At 67.0% G+C, this 21,897-nt stretch carries 22 protein-coding genes; 9 read left to right on the plus strand and 13 right to left on the minus strand.

Going from position 1 to position 21,897, the window contains the following annotated elements:
* Positions 1–27 precede the first annotated feature (27 nt).
* Entirely contained in the window at positions 28–420 is a 393-nt protein-coding gene (locus tag OG300_RS02740; protein ID WP_405491774.1) for an AMP-binding protein, read from the minus strand.
* 161 nt (positions 421–581) lie between these two features.
* Positions 582–1,445 (minus strand): helix-turn-helix domain-containing protein, encoded by an 864-nt coding sequence (locus OG300_RS02745; protein WP_405491776.1) that lies wholly within the window; start codon positions 1,443–1,445, stop codon positions 582–584.
* Positions 1,446–1,629: 184 nt separating this feature from the next.
* Between OG300_RS02745 and OG300_RS02750 the strand changes: the two genes are divergently transcribed.
* Positions 1,630–2,067 carry a DUF4254 domain-containing protein gene (locus tag OG300_RS02750; protein ID WP_405491778.1) on the plus strand — a complete coding sequence of 146 codons (438 nt, stop codon included), beginning with the start codon at positions 1,630–1,632 and terminating at the stop codon, positions 2,065–2,067.
* 298 nt (positions 2,068–2,365) lie between these two features.
* Positions 2,366–2,740, plus strand: coding sequence for a hypothetical protein (locus tag OG300_RS02755; RefSeq protein WP_405491780.1), 375 nt, complete (start codon positions 2,366–2,368; stop codon positions 2,738–2,740).
* A 62-nt stretch (positions 2,741–2,802) separates the two neighbouring features.
* Here the strand turns inward: OG300_RS02755 and OG300_RS02760 are convergent, their stop codons facing one another.
* The 7 genes from OG300_RS02760 to OG300_RS02790 form a co-directional block, all read right to left on the minus strand.
* Positions 2,803–4,542, minus strand: coding sequence for a hypothetical protein (locus tag OG300_RS02760; protein WP_405491782.1), 1,740 nt, complete (start codon positions 4,540–4,542; stop codon positions 2,803–2,805).
* A gap of 140 nt (positions 4,543–4,682) precedes the next feature.
* The gene (locus OG300_RS02765) at positions 4,683–5,480 is read right to left on the minus strand and encodes an ABC transporter permease (protein ID WP_405491783.1); all 798 of its coding nucleotides are present in this window, start codon (positions 5,478–5,480) and stop codon (positions 4,683–4,685) included.
* A 2-nt stretch (positions 5,481–5,482) separates the two neighbouring features.
* Positions 5,483–6,376, minus strand: a complete 894-nt coding sequence (locus tag OG300_RS02770) for a 2-aminoethylphosphonate ABC transporter permease subunit (protein ID WP_405491785.1) — start codon at positions 6,374–6,376, stop codon at positions 5,483–5,485.
* Positions 6,373–7,554 carry an ABC transporter ATP-binding protein gene (locus OG300_RS02775; protein WP_405491787.1) on the minus strand — a complete coding sequence of 394 codons (1,182 nt, stop codon included), beginning with the start codon at positions 7,552–7,554 and terminating at the stop codon, positions 6,373–6,375. Before OG300_RS02775 ends, OG300_RS02770 begins: the two co-directional genes overlap by 4 nt.
* 28 nt (positions 7,555–7,582) lie before the next feature.
* The gene (locus OG300_RS02780) at positions 7,583–8,650 is read right to left on the minus strand and encodes a 2-aminoethylphosphonate ABC transporter substrate-binding protein (RefSeq protein WP_405491789.1); all 1,068 of its coding nucleotides are present in this window, start codon (positions 8,648–8,650) and stop codon (positions 7,583–7,585) included.
* A gap of 93 nt (positions 8,651–8,743) precedes the next feature.
* Entirely contained in the window at positions 8,744–9,430 is a 687-nt protein-coding gene (locus tag OG300_RS02785) for a phosphonatase-like hydrolase (protein WP_405491791.1), read from the minus strand.
* Positions 9,431–9,439: 9 nt separating this feature from the next.
* Positions 9,440–10,555, minus strand: a complete 1,116-nt coding sequence (locus OG300_RS02790) for a TIGR03364 family FAD-dependent oxidoreductase (protein ID WP_405491793.1) — start codon at positions 10,553–10,555, stop codon at positions 9,440–9,442.
* Between the two features lie 181 nt (positions 10,556–10,736).
* Between OG300_RS02790 and OG300_RS02795 the strand changes: the two genes are divergently transcribed.
* The gene (locus OG300_RS02795) at positions 10,737–11,429 is read left to right on the plus strand and encodes a GntR family transcriptional regulator (protein WP_405498449.1); all 693 of its coding nucleotides are present in this window, start codon (positions 10,737–10,739) and stop codon (positions 11,427–11,429) included.
* A 21-nt stretch (positions 11,430–11,450) separates the two neighbouring features.
* Here the strand turns inward: OG300_RS02795 and OG300_RS02800 are convergent, their stop codons facing one another.
* A complete protein-coding gene (locus tag OG300_RS02800; protein WP_405491795.1) occupies positions 11,451–12,464 on the minus strand; it encodes an LLM class flavin-dependent oxidoreductase in 1,014 nt (337 codons plus the stop codon).
* Positions 12,465–12,635: 171 nt separating this feature from the next.
* Here OG300_RS02800 and OG300_RS02805 point away from each other — a divergent pair, with 171 nt between their 5' ends.
* Together OG300_RS02805 and OG300_RS02810 are read left to right on the plus strand one after the other, a co-directional pair.
* Entirely contained in the window at positions 12,636–14,249 is a 1,614-nt protein-coding gene (locus OG300_RS02805) for an FAD-binding oxidoreductase (protein ID WP_405491797.1), read from the plus strand.
* A complete protein-coding gene (locus OG300_RS02810) occupies positions 14,246–14,857 on the plus strand; it encodes a TetR/AcrR family transcriptional regulator (RefSeq protein ID WP_405491799.1) in 612 nt (203 codons plus the stop codon). The genes OG300_RS02805 and OG300_RS02810 overlap by 4 nt, the downstream gene beginning before the upstream one ends.
* 13 nt (positions 14,858–14,870) lie before the next feature.
* On the opposite strand, the gene OG300_RS02815 is transcribed toward OG300_RS02810, so the two are convergent.
* Complete coding sequence (locus tag OG300_RS02815) at positions 14,871–15,341, minus strand: nitroreductase/quinone reductase family protein (RefSeq protein WP_405491801.1); 471 nt, start codon at positions 15,339–15,341, stop codon at positions 14,871–14,873.
* Positions 15,342–15,425: 84 nt separating this feature from the next.
* On the opposite strand from OG300_RS02815, the gene OG300_RS02820 reads away from it, so the two are divergent.
* Positions 15,426–16,049, plus strand: coding sequence for a TetR/AcrR family transcriptional regulator (locus OG300_RS02820; protein ID WP_405491803.1), 624 nt, complete (start codon positions 15,426–15,428; stop codon positions 16,047–16,049).
* A 16-nt stretch (positions 16,050–16,065) separates the two neighbouring features.
* Here the strand turns inward: OG300_RS02820 and OG300_RS02825 are convergent, their stop codons facing one another.
* Positions 16,066–16,680, minus strand: coding sequence for a hypothetical protein (locus OG300_RS02825; RefSeq protein ID WP_405491805.1), 615 nt, complete (start codon positions 16,678–16,680; stop codon positions 16,066–16,068).
* A gap of 116 nt (positions 16,681–16,796) precedes the next feature.
* Between OG300_RS02825 and OG300_RS02830 the strand changes: the two genes are divergently transcribed.
* Positions 16,797–18,263 carry a DUF222 domain-containing protein gene (locus tag OG300_RS02830; RefSeq protein WP_405491807.1) on the plus strand — a complete coding sequence of 489 codons (1,467 nt, stop codon included), beginning with the start codon at positions 16,797–16,799 and terminating at the stop codon, positions 18,261–18,263.
* Between the two features lie 464 nt (positions 18,264–18,727).
* Here OG300_RS02830 and OG300_RS02835 read toward each other — a convergent pair whose 3' ends face one another.
* The gene (locus OG300_RS02835) at positions 18,728–19,402 is read right to left on the minus strand and encodes an epimerase (RefSeq protein ID WP_405491809.1); all 675 of its coding nucleotides are present in this window, start codon (positions 19,400–19,402) and stop codon (positions 18,728–18,730) included.
* A gap of 78 nt (positions 19,403–19,480) precedes the next feature.
* Between OG300_RS02835 and map the strand changes: the two genes are divergently transcribed.
* Together map and OG300_RS02845 are read left to right on the plus strand one after the other, a co-directional pair.
* Positions 19,481–20,344 (plus strand): type I methionyl aminopeptidase, encoded by an 864-nt coding sequence (map, locus tag OG300_RS02840; protein ID WP_405491811.1) that lies wholly within the window; start codon positions 19,481–19,483, stop codon positions 20,342–20,344.
* Positions 20,345–20,354: 10 nt separating this feature from the next.
* Entirely contained in the window at positions 20,355–21,896 is a 1,542-nt protein-coding gene (locus OG300_RS02845; RefSeq protein ID WP_405491813.1) for a cobyric acid synthase, read from the plus strand.
* The last annotated feature ends 1 nt before the right edge of the window (position 21,897 follow it).

Raw genomic sequence — 21,897 nt, forward strand, 5'->3', positions numbered from 1 at the left:
TTCTGCGGGAGACGGCGAATCGGCGGGTCAGGAAGCCTTGCGCGCCGGATCGATCTCCGCCTCGGACAGCGGGGCGTCGGAACCGGTGAGGTAGCCGAGCAGGGTGGACCGGTCGTCGAGGACCAGCCAGCGGGCCGGATCGGTGATCAGGTCGCGTCCGGCCTTGGTGGTGATGCCGTAATCGGCTCGGGCCAGCGCGGTTTCGGTGGTCAGCGGCACCGGGGTGGCCCCGGTCTTGACGATGGCCGCGCGGCACACCATGGCCTCCAGGCGCGGGACTTCCGCGATCGCGATGCGCGTTCCGGGACGGGCGCCGAGGGTCAGCAGCATCCGTGCCACCCGATTGCTCCAGCGATCGAGCTCCGCGGTGTTCAGGGTGGTGTCGTCGGTGGTGGCAGGCGATTCGAACGGCTTGCACATCGAACATCATCCTCTCGGAGGGGGCGGCTTAGGTGGTGTTCGGTATGTATCCACTGTCGCCTCCGCAGCGCCGGGCCGATAGCGACCGCAGTGCTGTCGAAATTCGCTCCGAGGGTGCGCCTTCCCCACCCTTGGGTGGCTGGAAAGATCAGCCGGAAAGATCAGCTCTCGAGCGCCCGCACCGCTTCCTGGATCATGTTGATCGAGTCGCGCGGGCTCAACGCCATGGCCCTGAGCTGGTCGAACATCACGCCGTAGCGGCGGACCTCGGGATGGCCCTCGATCAGTTCGTCGCTGGCGATGCCCTCCACGTAGACCAGTTCCGGGTCGGCGGGGTCGGGGAAGTCCAGCAGGGTGAAGGACCCCAGCATCCCGGGGTGGGCGCCGGCGTCGAAGGGCAGGATCTGCAGGATCACGTTGCGCTTCTCGGTATTGTCCAGCAATCGCGAGAACTGCTGCACCATCACCTCGCGTCCGCCGACCAGGCGGCGGATGACGGCCTCGTCGAGCACCACCCACAGTTCCAGCGGGTCGTCCTTGGCCAGCACGCCCGCGCGCTCCTGCCGGGCGCGGATGCGTTGTTCGATAACCTGATCGGAGATCTTCGGCATGGTCGTCTGATAAACCGCTAATGCATACTCTTCGGTCTGTAATAGTCCGGGCATATAGGTGGACTGGAAGAACCTGGCGGACAACGCCTCCGCCTCGAAGTTGATGTACGCGCCGTAGACCTCCGACACCGCGTCCTCGAAGCTGCGGGCCATGCCGGGCCGCAATGCGTCCACCAGCAACTGCAAGGCATCTGAACGCTGTGGTTCTGCGATCCCGTAGAGGTCCAGCATGGCTGTCAGGGTGCGGCGCTGCGGCCTGGCCTGCGCAGTCTCTATGCGGTACAGCGTGGTTACGTTGATACCGGTCTTGGCGCTGACCACTTCTTTGCTGAGACCGGCGTGCTCGCGCATCTCGTGCAGCATCGCCGCGAGCCTCCGCAACCGGACGGTGAGCACCGTGCGCTTGCCTGCCATGAGATCCCTTTCGTCTGGCGCACTTGCAAGAACGCAGTATTGCGTTCTTGCATTTGTAAGAGCATGATCCAGCTAGCCTATTCGTGAACAACCGATCCGATGACCGGTATAGCTGAATCCGGAGACCAATCATGTTGGTGCGATTAGTGATGCTGTCTGGCTTGTATGGGGAGTCGCGATGACCATGTCGATTACCGGCGTCCTGCCGACCGCTCCGCAATTGCTCTGTGCCTTCCAAGGCAGGCGCTTTCAAGATCGAGTCCTGTTGCGGTCGGCGCACGCACTCGCCGAACTGCACGAACGTCGCGCACAACTGCGAGACGCGCACATGGTCGGTGAGATCGACTGCCGCCGCGAGGAACTCGTCGACGATATCAACGAGTGGGTGGTGCAGGAACTGCCGCCGCATCGCAGTGATTCTGCGGTACACCCCGAGACCCTGGGTGCGGTCGTCGACCGCATGGCCCGGAGCTGGGTCGAAGCCAATCAGGTGATCGATCACGAGGGCGCGGGCAGTGATAACACCCATAAACACTGGTACCACCTGGCTGAACTGGTTGACGGCTACACTGATCTCGTAATCGACGTGGCCGGCGGCCGTCGCCGTTTACCGGAACAATGATTCGAAATGCATTGACACAATTGCTGTATCGCTACCGACTCATTGCTTCGATCAGCGGTGACGTCATCCGGGTGCGGCTGTCCGACCAATAGCCTCGCCCATCGCCGTGAGACGTCGCCCGCCGAGACGGCGGGCGCAACGGGGCGCCCCGCCCGGCGTGCCGCGTGGTCGACTGGCGCGGCACGCCCGCCCCGATTTGCAGTTCGGGGGCGCCCTTTATCCCATTTGCGAAATTGCAAGCGCTAAAGAGCTTTTCACTGAATTCGGACTGAATGGTCTGTTGGAGGGGAGTTCGGTCATGAACGCGGGGGAATCCACGGCTACCGAGCTGTATCAACGGGCACTGGGCGGCACCTTCCGCATGGAGGCCGACGCGGCGCGCAAGTGCGCCGCAAACTTCCTGCGGTTCGCAGACGCACTGGATCCGCAAATCGCGCGCAGCCATCATGTTCGATCCCTCGGCGGCTTCGGCGATTTCGATTCCGCGCGCCAACTCCGGCGCGGATTCGAGGCCAAGGGCGCACATCTCACCACCGCGCTGGCCGCCCTGCAACACTCCGCCCTGCGGATGGCCGCCGCCTACCTGCTGGCCGCCGGGCTGATCCGGGAAACCGACGACGCCTCGTCGCGGACCCTGCTCGCCGCCACGGCGGGCCTCGAGACTTCGGGCTGACCACAGATCCCACCCGAAGGACGTCGGGCCGGTACCCACTGGGTACCGGCCCGACGCGCGAATCAGCGCGTGTGCCAGTAGTTGTCGGGTCCCACCACGTCGAGAATGTCCTTGGCCGGAGCCTCCAGCCAGTCGGTGACCGAGGTGTCCTGGGTCAGGTTGATGTACAGCGCGTACGACTCGTAGAGGTAGCGGTACTCCTGCTGTCCCCAACTGCTGTAGGTCGCCGCGAACATGGTCTTGGTCGGCGCCTGGCAGACGCTCGAGCCGGTTCCGTTGGTGGGGCACCAGATATCCCAGGTCTGGTTCTGCCCCTTGAGCCCGTTGTAGACGGTGGTGGCCTGGTTCTGCGACGGGAACACCAGCACCTCGATGGACAGCAGGATCTTGTCGGACTGGTCGATGTAGACGCCGGTCATCATGTTCTGGCAGCTGTTGTTGTTCAACGCGTCCTTGACGTTCTGCGACATGTTGCTCGACACACAGGGTTTCGACCCCGAGGACCGCAGCGTGTACGCGACGTTCTTGGAGTCGGTGAAGGTCTGCGGCAGTAGGGCATCCGCGGTGAACGGCGTCTTGTCGGTGCCGGACTGATTGAGCGTGCCCTTGTCGAACGTCGGCGTCGAGGGCGCGGGCGGCGTGGTCGACTTGCCCGGCGCGATGGAGGTCGTCGTCGTACTGGTCCCCGACGCGGTCGAGTGGTCATTGCCGCTGTTGCGGTTGAGCACCACCACCCCGACCACCACCGCGATCAACAGCACCGCCACCAGCGAGGCCAGCACCACCTTCAACGCGGTGTTCGAATTCCCCTGCGGGGCAGTCTGATACACCAGCGGCTGCTGCGGATTCGACCAGCCGGTCTGGGAACCGACGGTCATCCCCACGGTCGGCGGCAAGGACTGCTGCGGCATCCCCGAGGTCTGCGGCATCCCGCCGGTCGGCGTGCTGGCCACGGTCGGCGCGGCCGCGAAACCCGCTGCGTGCCGGTCCAATACCGCCAGCGCCTCCGGCAGATACGTGGCGCCGTCCGGCGTCAGGAACGCCGCCCGCAGCGCTTCGGCCCACTCGTAGGGCGAGGGCCGCGCGTCCGCGGTGAACACCGGATTGAAGGCCCGGTCGAACAGCGCGCTCACCCGTGCGTCGAGCTCGGCCGGAATCACGCTGCCCGGCTGCGGTCCCGCGCCCGGGAACAGCCCGCGCCACAGCAGCGAGGCCAGATCGTAGCGATCCTTGAAACGGTCGGGCACCGCCTCGGCCGCGGCGATTCCGGCGGTGTCGATCACGTAGGCCAGCGGCGCGGTCCCGTGCCACAGCACGTTCTTCGGCGACAGATCCCCGTGCACCAGCCCGCGCTCGTCGAGCACCCGCACGATGTCGCAGAGCCGGATCATCAGGCCCACCCGGAAATACGCGGCCTGCGGCGCCGCACCCCACAGTAGGTCGAAGGTGCGCGGCCGACCGTCGGGTTGCAGGAAGTCCAGCGGGATCAGCGGCAGGATGGCCCCGATCAGCAGGCCCTCGTGCAGGATCAGGTCGAGGGGCCAGCCGATGGCCTCGGCCGCGCCCGCCCCGGTACTGCCGCCCGCCTCGGCGGTGAGCACCGAATCGCGGCCGAGAACCATGGCCTGCCTGGCCCATTCGATGGCTTCGGGACTGCCGACCGGCGTCCGATAGAGCTTGTAGAGCCGCTGCTGCCCGCGCGGATCCCGGCACAGGTACTGCACCGACCGGCTGCCCGCGGCGTAGAACGGTTCGGCGTCCACGCTGTAGGACTCACCGGACAGGCCTGCGACCACCACCATGGATTTTTCCACCCCCGCACGAGACGCCGATCAACGCGGCAAGCGTACCGGTCCGGCGGCCGCCACGCCCGGCTCCCGGCCGGAATGCAAGACACCGCTGACCGTCCCCTCATGCGCGGTCAGCGGTGTGCGTAGTGCGGTCACCGAAGTGCCGCACGCCCTTTCAAGCGGCCCAGGATCACCAGGGCGATTAGGGTGACGAGTACCAGCAGGGTGGTGCTCGCCGCCGCGTCGAAGACTTCACCGCGGTCGGTCGCCGCGAAGATGGCCACCGGCAACGTCTTCCAGGTGGCCGGGTAGACCATGATGGTCGCCCCCAGTTCACCCATGGACAGCGCGATGGCCAGCCCCGCCGCCGCGCCGAGCGCGGGCAGCAGCAGGGGCAGCGTGATGCGGGTCAGCACCCGCACCGGCCCGGCCCCCAGCGATTCGGCGGCCTGCCGATACCCGGGATCGAGCCGATCCAGCGCCGCCGAGACGCCACTGAAGGCGTACGCCAGCACCAGCACCGTATGTGCCAGGATCACAATCCATTTGGTGCCGCCCAGCAGCAGCGGCCGTTCGTTGAAGCTGATCAGCACGCCCAGCCCGATGGCCACCGACGGCACCGCGACCGGCACGTGGAACACCGCGTCGGTGATCCGCCGCAGCCAGCCCGGCGCCTCCATCGAGGCCAGCGCCGCCCAGGTGCCCAGCACCAGCGCGATCACGCTGGCCAGCAGGGCGGTCTGCAAACTCACCGACAGGCTCGCGGATTCTTCGCCCGAGAGCGCCCGATCGAAGTTGCCGAAGCCCAGATGCGAAGGCAGCGGCCCGTTCCACTGTCCGGCCAGCGCCGCCGCGATCACCGTCGCGAACGGTGCGACGAACACCACCGTGACCACGATCGCGAACACGGCCAGCACCGCGACGCGACCCTTGCGAGTCCACACCAGCATGGCTAGCTCTCCTTCCGGGCACTGCCGAAGCGGCTGAACAGCAGCCGATATCCGAGGTACAGGCTCAGCGACAGCAGTACCTGCACCGAGGCCAGCACCGCCGCGCCCGGCAGATCGAAGGTGACGATGCCGCGGGTGTAGATCAGCGCGGGCAGCGTGATCACCCCCTTGGCCCCGGTGAACAGCACGATCCCGAACTCGTTGAGCGTCAACAGCAGCGTGAGGCTGCCGCCCGCGGCCAGCGCCGGCCAGGCCTCCGGCAAGACCACCTGCCGCAGCACCCGCCACGGGCTCGCGCCCAGACTCGAGGCCACATCCAGCTGTTCGCGCGGCAACTGTGCGAACGCCGCCAGCAGCGGTCGCACCACGAACGGCGTGAAAAAGGTGATCTCGGCCAGAATCACGCCCCACGGCGTGCTCAGGAAGTTCAGCGCCGGTTGCGTCCCACCGGTGATCCGGTTGATGAGGGCGTTGACCGCCCCCGCCGTCCCGTACAGGAAGGTGAACGCCAGCGTCACCAGGAACGACGGCAGCGTCAGCACCGAATCGATGAGCCGCCCCACCAGCTGCGACCCCGGAAACGGAATGAACGCCAGCACGATCGCCAGGAACGTCCCCAGCAGCACGCACCCCGCCGTCGAGCTCACCGCGATGGACACGGTGCGCCACAGCGCCTTCCGGAACGACTCCTCACCCAGCACCTTGCTCCAGGTGCCGAGCCCGCGCCCGTCCGCGGTCCGAGTCGACTCCAGCAGCACCCGCGAGATCGGGTACACCGCGATGAGCACCACGGCCAGCACCGGCGGCAGCGTCCACAGCACCGGCCGCAACCACCGTCGCGGCTGCTCCGGCCGCGGATCCGCCTGCTCGGCAGGCGATTCCAATACAGTGGTCATGCCCGGGCCTCGCCGTCGGCGGCGGCCTCGGAGCCGATTCCCGGCGGAATCAGCACCCCGGCGGTATCCGGGAAGCGCACCCCGACGTGATCGCCGGGCCCGATCTCGCTGTGTCCCGGCACATCCGCGGTCAGCTCCACCGGAATCCCGGTCACATCCAGATGCAACCGGGTGGTCGCACCCTTCCACACACTGGTGATCACGGTGGCGCGCAGCACATCCCGCTCGGTCAGCGCGACGACCTGCACCGTGTGCGGCCGAACGCACAGCTGCGCATCGGCATTGGGCACCCAGTCCGGTCGCCCGACCGCCGGTCGCGGCGCCTCCGCCTTGAGCGTGTGCTCACCGACGGTGACCAGGGCGACCGTGCCCGCCACGTGCTTCACCTCGCAGGGAAGCAGATTCGCGCCACCGAGGAACGACGCGGTGAACTCGGTGGCGGGCTGCTGCCACAGCTGGGTCGCGGTGTCGATGTCGACCAGCCGGGCGTCGCGCATCACCGCGATGCGGTCGGCCAGCGCGAGCGCCTCCGCCTGGTCGTGAGTCACATACAGCATCGCGGTGTCCGGCAACGCCTTTCGAAGCTGCTGCAACTCGCCGAGCATGTTCTGGCGCAGCTGCGCGTCGAGGGCCGCGAGCGGCTCGTCGAGCAGCAGCACCCTGGGCCGGATGGCCAGTGCCCGGGCGATCGCGACCCGCTGCTGCTGTCCACCGGACAGCTCGCGCGGCAGTCGCTTGGCGTAGGCGCCCATGCCGACCATCTCGAGTGCCTCGGTGACCCGGGCCCCGATCTCGTTGCGCGGCACGTGATGCGCCTTGAGCCCGAAGGCCACATTGTCGTGCACCCGCATGTGCGGGAACAGCGCGTAGGACTGCACCACCACCCCGATCCCGCGCTTGGCGGGGGACAGGTCGGTGACGTCGCGGCCGCCGAGCCGCACCGTGCCCGAGGTGGGCCGGACGAATCCGGCCAGTGCCTTGAGCGCGGTGGACTTGCCGGAACCGCTGGGCCCGAGCAGCGCGACCGTTTCCCCCGCGGCGACGCGCAGATTGAAATCGGCCAGTGCGACAGTGGATTTGCGGCCACGGCCGTAGGTGACCCCGACCCGGTCGAACACGATCGCCGGTTCGGCGGTGGCGTCGGTCGCCACCGAGGATGTCGTCAACGCGGAGGACATGGTTGCTGCTCCTGGCTGTCTGAGGGAATTAGCTGCCGGTGGCCTTGGTGTACGCCGCGACATCGGCATCCAGGCTGTCCAGCACGGTGTTCCAGTCGGGGTGCACGATCTCGACGTTCTTCACGACGGTGGCGGGGGAGACGGTGCCCGCGGGGGCCGCGGCATCCTTCAGATCGGTGCGCGCGGAGACGGCGAACGCGTCGGTCAGCGTCTTCTGCGAGTCGGCCGAGAGCAGGAACTCCATCAGCTTCTTACCGGCGTCGGAGTGCGGCGCGCCCTTGGCCAGGCCCATCAGGTACGGCAGTGCCACGGTGGACTGCTTGCCGTCGGCGGTGGCCGGGAAGAACACGGAGAACTTGGAACCCTGCTCCTTGATGGTGGCCAGGTTCATCTGCACATCGCCGTTGGCGACCAGGATCTCGCCCTTGTCGACCTTGGCCTGCAACTTGCCGGTCGACGACGACGGCCCGACATTGTTGGCCTGCAGCTTGCCCAGGTAGTCCAGTGCGCCCTGCTTGCCCATCAGCTGCTGCAGCAGCACCAGCACGGCGGTGCCGTCACCGGCCTGACCGGGGGTGGAGTACTGGATCTTGCCCTTGTAGTCCGGCTTGAGCAGGTCGTCCCAGGTGACCTTGGCGGCCTCGACCGAGGGGTTGGCGATGAAGCACAGGTAGTTGCCCGCCAGCGTCACCCAGTCGCCCTTGGCGTCCTTGTCGGTGGCCGGGAAGGCACTGGTGTCGACGCCGCTGGGCGCCAGCAGCCCGGACTTGTCGGCCTTCTGCATGAACGGCGGCAGCGTGACCACCACGTCGGCCTGCGGGTTGGACTGTTCCTTCTCCACGCGAGACACGACCTCGCCGGAGCCCAGCTCGACCAGGTTGACCGAAATACCGGTCTGGTCCTTGAACTTGGCGAATTCGCTCTTGTACCAGTCGCCGACACCATCGGCGGAGTAGACGGTCACCGTCTTGCCGCCCGAGGAGTCGCTGCCGGTGCCGCCACAGGCGGTCAGACTGAAGGCGACCGCGGTCGCGGAGGTGAGGATCAGTGCGGTGCGCGCGATGGTGCGGGCGAGGCGCGTGTTCGAATTACGCACGATGACTGCAACTTTCAGTTCAGGGGACGATCGAATCGAAGGGATGGATGGGTACTCCGCCGCCGCGCGAGGCGCGCCCGGCGGCGGAATTCTCTAGCCGCGCTCGGCCAGCAGCAGCTGCGCGAACTCGGTGATCGAGGGCACCACATGGGTGGCTCCGGCGGCCCGCAGCTGCTCCTCGTCGTGCGCGCCGGTCAGCGTGCCCGCCACGATGCGCGCGCCGGCGGCCAGCCCGGTGGCGATATCGCTGGACGTATCACCCAGCACCGCAACCCGATCCACCGCGTCGGCCTCGAGCCGCAGCACCGCGGTCAGCACCATGTCGGGGAAGGGCCGCCCGCGTCCGGCGTCGGAGGGCGCCAGGGTGAGATCCGCGATCTCGTTCCAGTCCAGCGCGTTCAGCAGCTTGGTCTGGGTCTCCTTGCTGAACCCGGTGGTCAGCGCGACCTTGATCCCGGCCGCCCGCAGCGCCGAGATGGCTTCCACCGCACCGGGAATCGGGCTCACCCCGGCCTCGGCGAACTCGGCGTAGGCGGCCTCGAAGGCGCGGTTGGCGCGCTGCGCCCGCTCCTCGTCGCCGAGCAGCGTGCGGAAGCACCAGATCTTGGACTGACCCATGGTCTCCTGCACGAACTTCCGCGCCGCCTCGCGCTCCGCGCCCTCCGCCGGAATCCCGACGGCGGTGATGGCGGCCTCGAAGGCCCGCTCGACCAGTCCGTCGTCGGCGACGGTGGTGCCCGCCATGTCGAGGACGGCGAGTTCGATCTGCTTGTCGGACACAGTGATTCCTTAGAGGTCGAGGAGGTCGGCGGTCTGTTCACCCAGCGCCGGGCCCAGCGTCATACCGCGGCCGCCCGGCCCGGTGATGACCCAGACGCCGTCGGCGGCCTGCGCACGGGTGACGATCGCGCTCGGATCGATGGACTGGCTGTACACGCCCGCCCAGCGCCGCACGATCGGCGGCAGTTTGCGGCCCAGCAGCTCTTCGATCACCCCGGTGAGGTGCTCGTAGGGGGCCTCGTCCACATCGAAGGTGAACGGTTCGTCGTACTCGTGGGTGTCACCGATGGTGAGCCCACCGTGCAACCGCTGCACCGCCAGCAGCTGCATCTTGTGCTGCGCGGCCGTGAACGGCTGTGCCTCTTCACGATTGAGCCGATCCAGCTCCGGCCCCGCGAAAGCCGGGTAGTACCGGAAGCTGTCGCCGTCGGCGATGGCCGTGGTGAGCGGCTCACCCAGCGGCGCGGTCTGCATCATCTGCAACCGCACCCGCCGCACCGGCAGATCCCCGGCCAGCTCCCGGGTCAGCCCCGTGTGCACCGCACCCGGGCAGACCAGCACCAGATCACCGTCGTGACGACGACCCCGGTCGTCGAACACCGCGGTGCCGGTGACGCTGCGCGCCTCGGTCCCGGCCAGGAAGGTATACCGCCCGCTGGCCTCCATGTACCGCCGCAGCGCGGGCAGCGCCTGCCGCGACTCCACCGCCGCATCCGACGAACAGTGCAGCCCGGCAAGGAATTTGCCGCGCAGCGCCGGGTTGAGCGCCCGGACCCGTTCGGCGTCGAGCAGTTCGAAGCCGCGCTCGCCGGCCGACGGGTGGGCGGCGGCGGCCTCGGCCACCGCGAGCTCGTTGTCGGTGCGCACCAGCGTGATCGAGCCCGCCGGGCGGAACCCCACGCCCGGCACCTTGCCGCCGATCTCCTCCCACAGCTGTCGCGAACGCAGCGTGAGCTCCAATTCGCTGTCGCTGCGCCCGGATACCCAGACCAACCCGAAGTTGCGGACGGTGGCCCCGCGGGCCTCCACCTCGCGTTCCAGGTGCACGACTTCGTGACCACGTCCGATAGCGGCGAGGGCGTGGGCGGTGCCGAGAATGCCTCCGCCGATGATGACCAATCGCATGGGGATCATCCTGGGCAATGGTCTAGACCTTGGAGTGTTTCCTACGCTAACGCTGGGTAAACAATTGGTATAGACCAAACTTGTGTACGCTGTGCCCATGGACACCACGGAGGTTGCCGGGGAGGGCACCCAGCGGTCTGGCGGCGATTTCGCCACCATCGACCCCGAATCCGGCGGCCGCATGCCGAAGTCGTACCGCGTGCGCGCCGAGCTCGAGTCGCTACTGGGCTCGCTCTCGGAGGGCGATCCGCTGCCGTCGGAACGCGAACTGGCCCTGCGCTGCGGCGTGGCCCGCGAAACCGTCCGCCAGGCCATGCGAGAACTCTTGGTGGAGGGCCGCATTCGCCGCCAGGGCCGCGGCACCGTGGTCTCGCGCCCGAAAATGGTGCAGCCCTTGTCCTTGCGCTCCTACACCGAGGGCGCGATCAAGTTCGGCCGCAAGCCCGGTCGACTACTGGTCGGCTGGACCGACATCCCCGCCGACGAGGACACCGCCCGCGATCTGGCCGTGCGCCCCGGCACCACGGTCATGCACCTGGAACGTGTCCTGCTGGCCGACGGTGAACGCATCGGCCTGGAGAGCACCTGGATGCCGTTGCCCCGCTTCGCCGTACTGCGTGACTTCTACAACCCCGAGACCTCGCTGTACGCCGCGACCCGCGGCATGGGCGTGGTCTACGCCGTCGCCACCGAACGCATCGAAACCGTCCTCGCCTCCCCGCGCGAGGCGGGCCTGCTGGAATGCACGACCGCCCTCCCCATGCTGCTGCTGCACCGCCGCAGCGTCGATGGCGAGGGCGTACCGATAGAGCGGGTGCGATCGCTGTACCGCGGCGACCGCATCGCCTTCCAGGCCAAGCTCAGCGACTACTGAGCCGTCGAAACCCGTTGCGTCTCAGCGCACCTGAGGCGCGACCTTCTCGCCGAGCAATTCGATCGTCCGCAGCACCTTCCCGTGCGGCAGCGTCCCGACACTGGCGTGCAACATGAACCGATCCAGCCCCAGTGTGTCCCGCACGTCCGCGATCTTGCCCGCCACATAGTCCGGCGTGCCCACGAACAGCGAACCGCTCTGCGACCGCAGCGCGTCGAACTGCTGCCGAGTCATCGGCCCCCACCCGCGCTCACGCCCGATCCCCGACATGGCCCGAGCGTAGGAGGCATAGAAATCCTCCACCGCCGCCGCGTCCGTCTCGGCGATGTACCCGTGCGCGTGCACCGCCACCGGCTGCCGCTCGTGCCCGCCCTCGTCCAGTGCCCGGTGATAGAGATCCACCAGCGGCTTGAACCGCGCGGGCTGCCCACCGATGATCGCGATCGCCAGCGGCAACCCCAAAAGCCCTGCGCGAACCACAGATTCGGGACTCCCACCCACCGCGATCCAGACCGGCAGCGGCCGATTCTCGGTGCGCGGATACACGATCGCGTCCTTCAACGGTGCCCGGAACTTGCCCGACCACGTCACCGGCTCCTCGTCGCGCAGCTTCAGCAGCAACGCCAACTTCTCCTCGAACAGGTCGTCGTAGTCCGACAGGTCGTAGCCGAACAGCGGGAACGATTCGGTGAAAGACCCACGCCCCGCCATCAATTCGGCCCGCCCGTTGGACAGCCCGTCCAGGGTCGAGAAGTCCTGATACGCCCGCACCGGATCGGCCGAGCTGAGCACGGTAACCGCGCTGGTCAGTTGGATCCGCTCGGTGCGCGAAGCGATGGCCGCCAGTACCACGGCGGGGGAGGAGGCTGCGAAGTCCTTGCGGTGATGCTCGCCGACGCCGTACACGTCCAGCCCCGCCTGCTCGGTGGCCACCGCCTCCTCGACCACCTGTCGCAGTCGTTCGGCGGCGCTCGGCACCGGCCCGTCGCCACTCACGGGATGCGTCTCGGCGAATGTCGTCAGTCCCAGTTCCACGGCCGCAGCCCCTTCCAGACATTGTTTCCAAGTCAACCTAGAGCATAAACGGACCACGGTCCGGAAGAATTCCCGGGCTGCGGACCTGCGGGTCGGAAGCTGGTTCTTGCAATTGACTCTGGAGTAAATTACCTTTCGATCAATTGCCGAGCGGTGCGGAAGGAGACGTCAGTGACGAGGTCGTGGTGGGGCTGGGGCAACGTCGAGGACGCGGTCACCGGGGCGGAACGCACCGCCCTCACCGCACGCGTCGCGAACCTGCTGCCCGGCGCGGATCTGACCGCGCACGAGCCGCCCGAACTCACCGAGCTGACCGTCCCGGCCGCCCGGATCCAAGCACCGGAGTCGTTGGCGGAGTTGGCCTCCGGCGATCTCGGCGATCGAGTAGCGCACGGCCACGGCCAGGCGTTCCGGGATGTGGTGCGCACCTTGCTCGGCCGCGTCGACAACGCCCCCGACCTGGTGCTGCGCCCGCGCACCGAACAGGACGTGGTCGACGTCCTGGACTGGTGCGCGAACTCCGCGATCGCGGTGATCCCCTTCGGCGGCGGCACCTCGGTGGTCGGCGGCGTGGAACCCCGCGACACCGCCGACTACGCCGGAGCGGTATCCCTCGACCTTGGCCGTCTCAACCGCGTCGTGGAGATCGACCGGGTGAGCCGCGCGGCCCGAATCCAAGCGGGCATGCTCGGCCCCGACCTCGAACAGGCACTGCGCCCCGAAGGCCTGACCCTGCGCCACTTCCCGCAGTCCTTCGAATTCTCCACGCTCGGTGGCTGGTTGGCGACGCGCGCGGGCGGCCACTACGCCACCGTCTACACCCACATCGACGACATGGTCGAATCGATGCGCGTGGTCACCCCCGTGGGCATCAGCGAATCCCGTCGCCTGCCCGGTTCCGGCGCGGGCCCGTCACCGGATCGCATGTTCCTCGGTTCCGAGGGCATCCTCGGCGTGATCACCGAGGCGTGGATGCGCGTGCAGGTCCGCCCGCGCTGGCGGGTCGGCGCCTCGGTCCTCTTCGACGACTACGCCGCCGCCGTCGCCGCCACCCGCGGCATCGCCCAGTCCGGCCTGTTCCCCGCCAACTGCCGCCTGCTCGACCCGGTCGAGGCGTTCCTGAACGCGGGCACCCCCACCTCCGGCGGTGTGCTGGTGCTCGGCTTCGAATCCGCCGATCACCCGGTGGACGAACCGATGTCGTGGGCGTTGCAGATCTGCCGTGACCACGGCGGCCGCGTCCCCGACGGCGTCCGCTCCGCCGACGCCGAACACGACCAGGCCCGCACCGGCGCGGCCGACACCTGGCGCTCGTCGTTCCTGCGCATGCCGTATCAGCGCGACGCCCTGGCCGCCCAGTCGATGATCGTGGAAACCTTCGAAACCGCCTGCACCTGGGACCGTTTCGACGAACTCCGCGACGCCGTGCACGCGGCCGCCGCCAAGGCCTTCGAATCCCTGGGCATCGCCGGCGTGGTCACCTGCCGCTTCACCCACGTCTACCCCGACGGCCCCGCCCCCTACTTCGGCATCTACGCCGCCGGCACCTGGGGCCGCACCGCCGAACAGTGGGACGAGATCAAAGCCGCTGTCTCACAAGCGCTGTCGAGTTCCGGCGGCACCATCACCCACCATCACGCCGTCGGCCGCGACCACCGCCCCTGGTACGACCAGCAGCGCCCCGAACCGTTCGCCGTCGCCCTGCGCGCCTCGAAATCGGCCCTGGACCCCACCGGCATCCTCAACCCCGGCGTCCTCATCGATCCGGCGGCGGCCCGGCCGTGACCGGGAGCCGAGCCGGAACCAAGGGCGTGCCCCGGGACCAACGCGAACAGCAGCTCCTCGACATCGCCACCACCGAGTTCGGCACCCGCGGCTACGCCAACGCCTCCCTCGTCGACATCGCCACCGCCGCAGGCGTTTCCAAGCCGCTGATCTACACCTACTTCGGTTCCCGTGACGGTCTGCACGCGGCCTGCGTGCGGCGCGCGGGGGAGAGCCTCGTCGAAGCGGTCGCCCGCGCCCAGGTCGTGCACGGCGCTCAGGGCAAGGCTCTCGCCACCCTCGCGGGCATCTTCGAAGCGCTGGACGGCCGCACCCAGAACTGGCGAATCATCTACGACACCACCCTGCCCCGCCCCAGCGCTGCCTACGACCAGGCGCACGCCTACCAAACCGCGCTCAACACCATGGGTTCCCAGGGCGTCACCGAGGTCCTCACCGAATCCGGCATCACCACCCCCGAAGACCATTCCCTGCTGCTGGCCTGGTGGTTCAGCATCGTCTCCACCACCATCGCCTGGTGGTCCGACCATCCCGCCTACACCCCCGCCGACATGACCACCCACTGCCTGCGGATCTTCACCGCCATCCGCCAGTCCCCGCCGGTCTGACCCGGTCGTCGAGCTAACGGGCGGGCTGCGCCAGGGTGATTCGAATCAGCTTGGTGCGCTTGGCTGTTTCGGTGATGTCGTGCGGGTCGGGCAGGCCGTCGGCGTCGCGGCGCACACCGTAGTACTTCGAATCCCCGGGCGTGGCGTGCAGGAACGCCGTCAGGCTGTCGGCAACGGCTGCCGGATCCTCGACGACCTCCGCGACCCCGGCTCGCGTCTGACCGCCGATGAGAAGTTCGACAGTTGCGTTGTCGCGCAGGTTGATCCACCACTTGCTGTCGGTGTAGCAGGTAACCAGATCGCCGTCGCGAATGTAGCGCACCACGGCCACGTAGAGCTTGCCGCTCTTGCGACCGGTGAACGACAGCAACATGGTGCGTCGGCTCAGCAGTGGGTGCAGACGTGACCGCAGTAGACGTTTCGCGATCCAGTCCACGTATCCGGGCACGGTAGGGGGAGCGGGAGTGACGGTCGATGTGCTCATGGTCGAACCTCCGTCTTATTCAACACGTGTACAACAAAGCCGAGAATACCAACTGTTGTACACGTGTCAAGTAAAGTGGGGCGGATGGCAGGTCGACGATTGAGCCCCCAGCAGCGCCGTGACCAGCTGCTCGATGTCGGCGCGGCACTGTTCGCGGACAAGCCCTACGAGGACGTCCTCATGGAGGAGGTCGCCGAGCGCGCCGGTGTCACCCGCGGCCTCATGTACCACTACTTCCCGAACAAGCGGGACTTCTACGCCGCCATCTTCCAGCGCTCCAGCGACCGCCTCCTCGCCGCCGCCGACCTCGACGACGACCGCCCCTTCCCGCAACTGCTGGCAGCAGCGGTCGACACCCACATCCAGTACTTCGTCGAGAACTCGCGCACCGGAATCACTGTGAATCGCGGTGCGCTGTCCGGTGATCCGGCCATCCAAGCGATCATCGCCGACGAACTCGACACCGTCGGCCGCCACCTACTCGACAAACTCGGCCTCACCGGCCACGCCCGCGAGCTCGGGGCCATCGCAGTCCACGGCTGGCTGGTCTTCGGCCGCACCGCATGCGTCGAATGGCTACAGTCACAGTCGATCTCCCGAGAAGAGCTGGCCCAGATCTGCATCGGTGCCTTCAACGGCGCAATGGCACCCGCCCTCGCCCTCCGCGACGCTGCGAGCGGCCACGAAACCGTGAATTCCAGTTCGTAGTCGCGAACGCCGGTGATCAGTCGACGATCGCCAACGCATGCGACGAGATCCTGTCCCAAGTGAAAGTGCCATCGTCTGGGTTCGCATGCACCGCAACGAAATACGCTGCCGCAATGGCAAGGGTGGCCGGGGTGTCGACCGTCCGCAGTGCCCACTCCAGTCCACCCGAGTCGCAGTCCTCGATCCCATACCCGAGGGACACGTGCGGCATCGGCGGCGCGGGCGGCATCGGGCGCACGTCACCGAAAACCTGCTCGGCGGCAGCACGTGTGCGGTCGAGCAGACTTCCCCACGCCGCGCCCGCCTCACCCACCACCCCGACGCTGGTGTCATGCACGACCGGTCCGACCATCGGAATCGAGAACGCACCGATCCCGGCCGTGATCGCATCGAGGGTCTCCCCGAACCGCCGCAGTGAGGCCTCCCCGACTTCGCCACGCCACCAAGGGATTCGAGTGACGGTCGCGTGCATCCACTGCGGTGCGACCGGGGCGCAATACTCGAACTGCCGAATCGCCGCGGTGGCAGGTTCCACGGATGCCGCGAACCGAGAGTCGGGCAGAACGTACACATGCAGCGAATCGTGCAGCTGCGGCCAGCTGAGTCTGGTGGGGTCGAATAGGTTGCGCATGCCTTCAAGTACTACCTATGGAATTGCATGTCTGCAATAGGGGTCAATATCTGAAAACGGTTGTATCACAGTGGAATTCGAGTGCAATGGAGTGTCTTCGGGAGTAGAATGGGGGTATGAATTCGGGGGAATCATCCAACATGAGCGGTATGGCCGACCTGGTCGCCGCGGTGAATGTTGTCGCCTCCACCGATTTCACTCACTTCTCAGAGGATGAGCTCACGGAGTTCTTGCAGCAGTGCGAGATGTGCAAGCGTGTGTTGTCGGCGATGGATTCCCGGTTGATCATCGAAGTCTCCGACCGGTCGATGCCGCAAACCTCGGGTGCGGGAGGAGTTGTTCGGTACCTGCGGGATACGTTGCGGCTCACCAAATACGACGCCACCTGCCGGGTGAAAGTGACCGAACAGGTCGGTGAATTCCGTGACCCGACAGGACATGTGCGGGAGCCTGCGTTGGCGGCTACCGCGCACGCGTACGAGATCGGTGAGATCTCCCGTGACCATGTCCGCAACATCATCGAAGTCCTGCATCAGCTCCCGGACGCGGTGGACGCGGAAACCCGTACCGAGGTCGAAACACAACTTCTCGACTACTCACGCGAAGGCTGGCCCGATGACCTGCCGCGCATCGGGCGTGAGATCACCGCGCGCCTGGATCCGGATGGTTCGTTGACCACGGACGCGGATCGTAAGCGTATGCGGGGCATCACGATCGGTCGTCAACGCGCCGACGGCATGTCCTGGGTGCAAGGCTGGATCATGCCCACCGTACGCACCGTGTGGGATGTGATCATCTCGAAGTACGCCCGCCCCGGTGTCTGCAACCTCGATGACCCGGAAAGCCCGAACCTGTTCTACGGCAAGGTCGACAAGGCTGTCCTCGAGGCTGCCGCACGCCGTGACACCCGCACTGCGGCGATGCGTGTTCATGACGCTCTGGCGATGATCCTGAACCCGGACATCGATGCCGCCAAGCTCGGCAAGCACCGTGGACTGCCTGTGCAGGCCGTGATCACCATGAGCCTCGAGGATCTGGAGAACGCCGCGGGTATCGCGAATACCGCTACCGGTACTCAGCTGTCGATCAATGAGGCGTTGAAGATGGCGGCTGGTACCAAGCCGATTCTGGCGATTTTCGACCGGCACGGCATGCCGCTGCACTTGCGTCGGGCTCGCCGTTTGGCCAGCTCCGCACAGCGTCTCGCCCTTATTGCTTCCGAGAAGGGGTGCACCCGACCGGGATGCGATGCCCCGCCGAGTATGTGCGCGGTGCATCACGTGACCGATTGGGCCAAGGGCGGACCCACCGACCTGCGTAATCTCACCTTGGCGTGCGATCACTGCCATGCCCTGGTGAACGACGGCCCGAATGGGTGGAAAACGATTGTGATGGGCAAGGATTCACCCTTCGCTGGACGCACCGGGTGGATCAAGCCTGTGCATGTCGATCCGACTCAGACTCCACGCGTGAATCATCTGCATCACCGGGCGGAGCAGATCGCGCAGTCGGTGGCACGCAGCCAGAATCGACGCGCCCGGCTGGCGTATCAAGCGCGCATCGCCCACCGCGCACCCGAATAGCGGGCAGCCGCAGCTCGGCCCGCCACATCCAACACGGCATTCACCGTGCTGAAGGCTGCCCGCTGCACGGCCTGACACTGCTCATGTCCGAGCCCCGCCGTATCAAGGTCAGGGAGCTCTCACCGTGAAATTATGTCCGGTTCACCACGGCGAGAGCTCCCTGACCTTGGCTCGAAGGTGCGAGGTCTCCCCGGCGAGAGTGTCTGGGGCTTTTGTCTTTCCGTGTCTTGTCTCGAGGGTCTTGTTTTTGCTAGTTCTTGTCCGGGCGGTCTTGGTCTTGAAAGGTGATGCGTGCAGTCCCTGGGCTGGGACCGAGGGTTGGCGGCTCCCAAGTCGCGTCAGCCAACGTCCGGTAGGGCAGGCGAGGTAACCACGCTGAACTAGATCTCTGAGCCTGCATTGTGAACCGGTGATGGGTTTATCCAGGGGTAGGAGGGAGAGCCTCACCCAGCGACTATCACGTCCTATTTGGTCGATCCCCCCGCCTCCGCCGCGATCGCCCGAGGCACAAGCACCCGCTCTCCCGCCCCACCCGCCGCGACATTGATCATGGCGCGTCCGATCTCACGGTTGTCGTTGACGATGTTCGGTGCCAGCCGACGGAACACCGGAATCAGCGGCCCGGTGACCGCGTACGCCGCCCGGTACAGCGGCGTCTTGGACTTCACCCCGTCCATCGGCTGGATGAACCCGGGCCGGAACATGTACGCCTGGAACGGAAGTGCCAGCAGGTCGTTCTCGGTCTTGCCCTTGACTCGCGCCCACATCGAGCGGCCCTGCTCGGTGCTGTCGGTGCCTTGACCGGAAACGTAGATGAACGTCAGCTTCGGGTTGGCGGCAGCGAGGGTGCGCCCGACCTTCAGGGCGAGGTCGTAGGTGATGCGACGATATTCGTCTTCCTTCATGCCGACGGAGGAGACTCCGAGACAGAAGAAGCAGGCGTCGAACTGTGGCAGTTCGTCCGCGATCGCGGCGAGATCGGTGGGGTCGGGCTGGACCAGCTCACGCAACTTGGGGTTCTCGATACCTAGCGGGCTGCGGCCGATGGCGAGGACCTGTTCGACCCGGTCGTCTTGCAGGCATTCGTTGAGAACGCCCTGGCCGACCATGCCGGTCGCGCCGAAGAGGATCACCTTCATACCTGGAATCTTGCCTCAGCGAGCACCCGTCGTGCGGCTGGCCACGTGCGATTTCGCGCGGCCGGATAGTCTGGTCGCATGTCTGTGCGCACCCGTCAACCTCTCGTTCCCGGCACGCAGTCGCCCATTCGTGAGGTGCCCAAATCGATCGAGCGGCCCGAATACGTCTGGAAGAAGACTGTCAACGAGGGCCACGAGCCGTGGGTGCAGACCGCCGAAACCATCGACAAGATGCGGATCGCGAGCAAGATCGCGGCGCAGGCGCTGGAAGAGGCCGGTAAGGCCGTTGCCCCCGGCGTCACCACCGATGAGCTCGACCGGATCGCCCACGAATACATGCTCGACCACGGCGCCTACCCGTCGACGCTGGGCTACAAGGGTTTTCCCAAGTCCTGCTGCACCTCGCTGAACGAGGTCATCTGCCACGGCATCCCGGACTCGACCGTCATCCAGGACGGCGACATCGTCAATATCGACGTCACCGCCTACATCCACGGCGTGCACGGCGACACCAACAAGACCTTCCTCGCCGGTGACGTCGACGAGGAGGTGCGCCTGCTGGTCGAGCGCACCAAAGAGGCCACCGACCGCGCCATCAAGGCCGTCAAGCCGGGTCGCGCGCTCAATGTGATCGGCCGCGTCATCGAGGCGTACGCGAATCGCTTCGGCTACGGCGTGGTCCGCGACTTCACCGGTCACGGCGTCGGTCCCACCTTCCACTCGGGCCTGGTGATCCTGCACTACGACCAGCCCGCCGTGGAAGCCGTCATCGAACCGGGCATGACCTTCACCATCGAGCCGATGATCAACCTCGGCGGCATCGACTACGAGATCTGGGAGGACGGCTGGACCGTCGTCACCAAGGACCGCAAGTGGACCGCCCAGTTCGAGCACACCCTGGTGGTCACCGAGGACGGCGCGGAAGTCCTCACCCTCCCGTGAGCGTTGCGCGGTGAAGGGCGCTCTGCTGATCGCCGGAAACACTTCCGACGCGGGCAAAAGCGTTGTGGTGGCCGGACTTTGCCGCCTGCTGGCGCGCCGCGGTGTCCGGGTCGCGCCGTTCAAGGCGCAGAACATGTCCAACAACTCCGTCGTCACTCTCGACGGCGGGGAGATCGGGCGTGCGCAGGCTTTGCAGGCGCGCGCCTGCGGACTGGAACCCAGCGTGCGGTTCAATCCGGTGCTGCTGAAGCCGGGCAGCGACCGGCGTTCGCAACTGGTGGTGCGGGGTAAGGCCGTCGACACGGTCGGGGCCAAGGACTATTTCAAGCATCGGCAGGCGTTGCGTGCGATCGTCGCGGACGAATTGGCTTCGCTGCGCGCGGAATTCGATGTGGTGATCTGCGAGGGTGCCGGTTCGCCCGCCGAGATCAACCTGCGCGCAACCGATCTGGCGAACATGGGCCTGGCCCGAGCGGCGGATCTGCCGGTGCTGCTGGTCGGCGATATCGACCGTGGGGGAGTCCTCGCGCACCTGTTCGGCACCGTCGCCATCCTGGAACCCGAAGACCAGCAACTGATCTGCGGCTTCATCGTCAACAAGTTCCGTGGCGACGTGGATCTGTTGCGGCCGGGTCTCGACCAGTTGGCCGAACTCACCGGCCGCCCCACGCTCGGTGTGCTGCCCTTCGCCGAGGATCTCTGGATCGACGCAGAGGACTCGCTGAGCACGATCGCCGACGCCCCGGTGGGCCGCTCCCGCCCGCCGCGAGGCGCCGAGTGGCTGACCGTTGCCGCCGTCCGCCTGCCGCGCATCTCCAACTCCACCGACGTCGAAGCCCTGGCCTGCGAGCCCGGCGTCTCCGTGCGCTGGGTCACCGACCCGTCCCGGCTCGAAGGCGCCGACCTGGTGGTGCTGCCGGGCAGCAAATCCACCGTCAGCGATCTGGAGTGGTTGCGCCGCACCGGGATCGCCGACGCCCTCACCGCCCGTGCCGCCGCCGGGGGACCGATCCTCGGCATCTGCGGCGGCTACCAGATGCTCGCCCGCACCATCGTCGACCGGGTGGAATCCGATGCGGGCGAGGTGCCCGGCCTGGGCCTGCTGGACCTCGATATCGAGTTCGCCGATCCGAAGGTGCTGCGCCGCTCCACCGGACGAGTGCTGGATCACGGCGACATCGGACGTGAGAACGATCTCCCGGTGCACGGCTATGAGATCCACCACGGCCGCGTCACCCGCAACGCGGACCGTCCCTGGCTCGAGCTCGACGGCAGCGCGGAAGGCAGTGTCCGCGAAGCGATCTGGGGCACCCACCTGCACGGGGCATTGGAATCGGACGAGTTTCGCCGCACCTGGCTTCGACAGGTCGCGGAACAGGCGGGCCGCACGGGTTTCGTTGTCGCAGAGGATGTCTCGGTCGCGGACGTACGCGCCGAACAGCTCGATCTGCTCGCCGATCTGCTGGAGAAGCACCTCGATCTCGACGCTCTCGAGCGTCTGATCACCGCCGGAGCGCCCCCGGATCTGCCGGTTCTGACCGTCTCCCGGTGAC

Source organism: Nocardia sp. NBC_00511, assembly GCF_045161165.1.
GTDB lineage: Bacteria > Actinomycetota > Actinomycetes > Mycobacteriales > Mycobacteriaceae > Nocardia.

What these genes read in the sequence shown, in the direction of transcription:
- OG300_RS02740 (WP_405491774.1), bottom strand. Translation starts at nt 420, where the DNA reads ATGTGCAAGCCGTTCGAATCGCCTGCCACCACCGACGACACCACCCTG.
- OG300_RS02745 (WP_405491776.1), bottom strand. Translation starts at nt 1,445, where the DNA reads ATGGCAGGCAAGCGCACGGTGCTCACCGTCCGGTTGCGGAGGCTCGCG.
- OG300_RS02750 (WP_405491778.1), top strand. Translation starts at nt 1,630, where the DNA reads ATGTCGATTACCGGCGTCCTGCCGACCGCTCCGCAATTGCTCTGTGCC.
- OG300_RS02755 (WP_405491780.1), top strand. Translation starts at nt 2,366, where the DNA reads ATGAACGCGGGGGAATCCACGGCTACCGAGCTGTATCAACGGGCACTG.
- OG300_RS02760 (WP_405491782.1), bottom strand. Translation starts at nt 4,542, where the DNA reads ATGGTGGTGGTCGCAGGCCTGTCCGGTGAGTCCTACAGCGTGGACGCC.
- OG300_RS02765 (WP_405491783.1), bottom strand. Translation starts at nt 5,480, where the DNA reads ATGCTGGTGTGGACTCGCAAGGGTCGCGTCGCGGTGCTGGCCGTGTTC.
- OG300_RS02770 (WP_405491785.1), bottom strand. Translation starts at nt 6,376, where the DNA reads ATGACCACTGTATTGGAATCGCCTGCCGAGCAGGCGGATCCGCGGCCG.
- OG300_RS02775 (WP_405491787.1), bottom strand. Translation starts at nt 7,554, where the DNA reads ATGTCCTCCGCGTTGACGACATCCTCGGTGGCGACCGACGCCACCGCC.
- OG300_RS02790 (WP_405491793.1), bottom strand. Translation starts at nt 10,555, where the DNA reads ATGCGATTGGTCATCATCGGCGGAGGCATTCTCGGCACCGCCCACGCC.
- OG300_RS02795 (WP_405498449.1), top strand. Translation starts at nt 10,737, where the DNA reads ATGCCGAAGTCGTACCGCGTGCGCGCCGAGCTCGAGTCGCTACTGGGC.
- OG300_RS02815 (WP_405491801.1), bottom strand. Translation starts at nt 15,341, where the DNA reads ATGAGCACATCGACCGTCACTCCCGCTCCCCCTACCGTGCCCGGATAC.
- OG300_RS02820 (WP_405491803.1), top strand. Translation starts at nt 15,426, where the DNA reads ATGGCAGGTCGACGATTGAGCCCCCAGCAGCGCCGTGACCAGCTGCTC.
- OG300_RS02825 (WP_405491805.1), bottom strand. Translation starts at nt 16,680, where the DNA reads ATGCGCAACCTATTCGACCCCACCAGACTCAGCTGGCCGCAGCTGCAC.
- OG300_RS02830 (WP_405491807.1), top strand. Translation starts at nt 16,797, where the DNA reads ATGAATTCGGGGGAATCATCCAACATGAGCGGTATGGCCGACCTGGTC.
- OG300_RS02835 (WP_405491809.1), bottom strand. Translation starts at nt 19,402, where the DNA reads ATGAAGGTGATCCTCTTCGGCGCGACCGGCATGGTCGGCCAGGGCGTT.
- map (WP_405491811.1), top strand. Translation starts at nt 19,481, where the DNA reads ATGTCTGTGCGCACCCGTCAACCTCTCGTTCCCGGCACGCAGTCGCCC.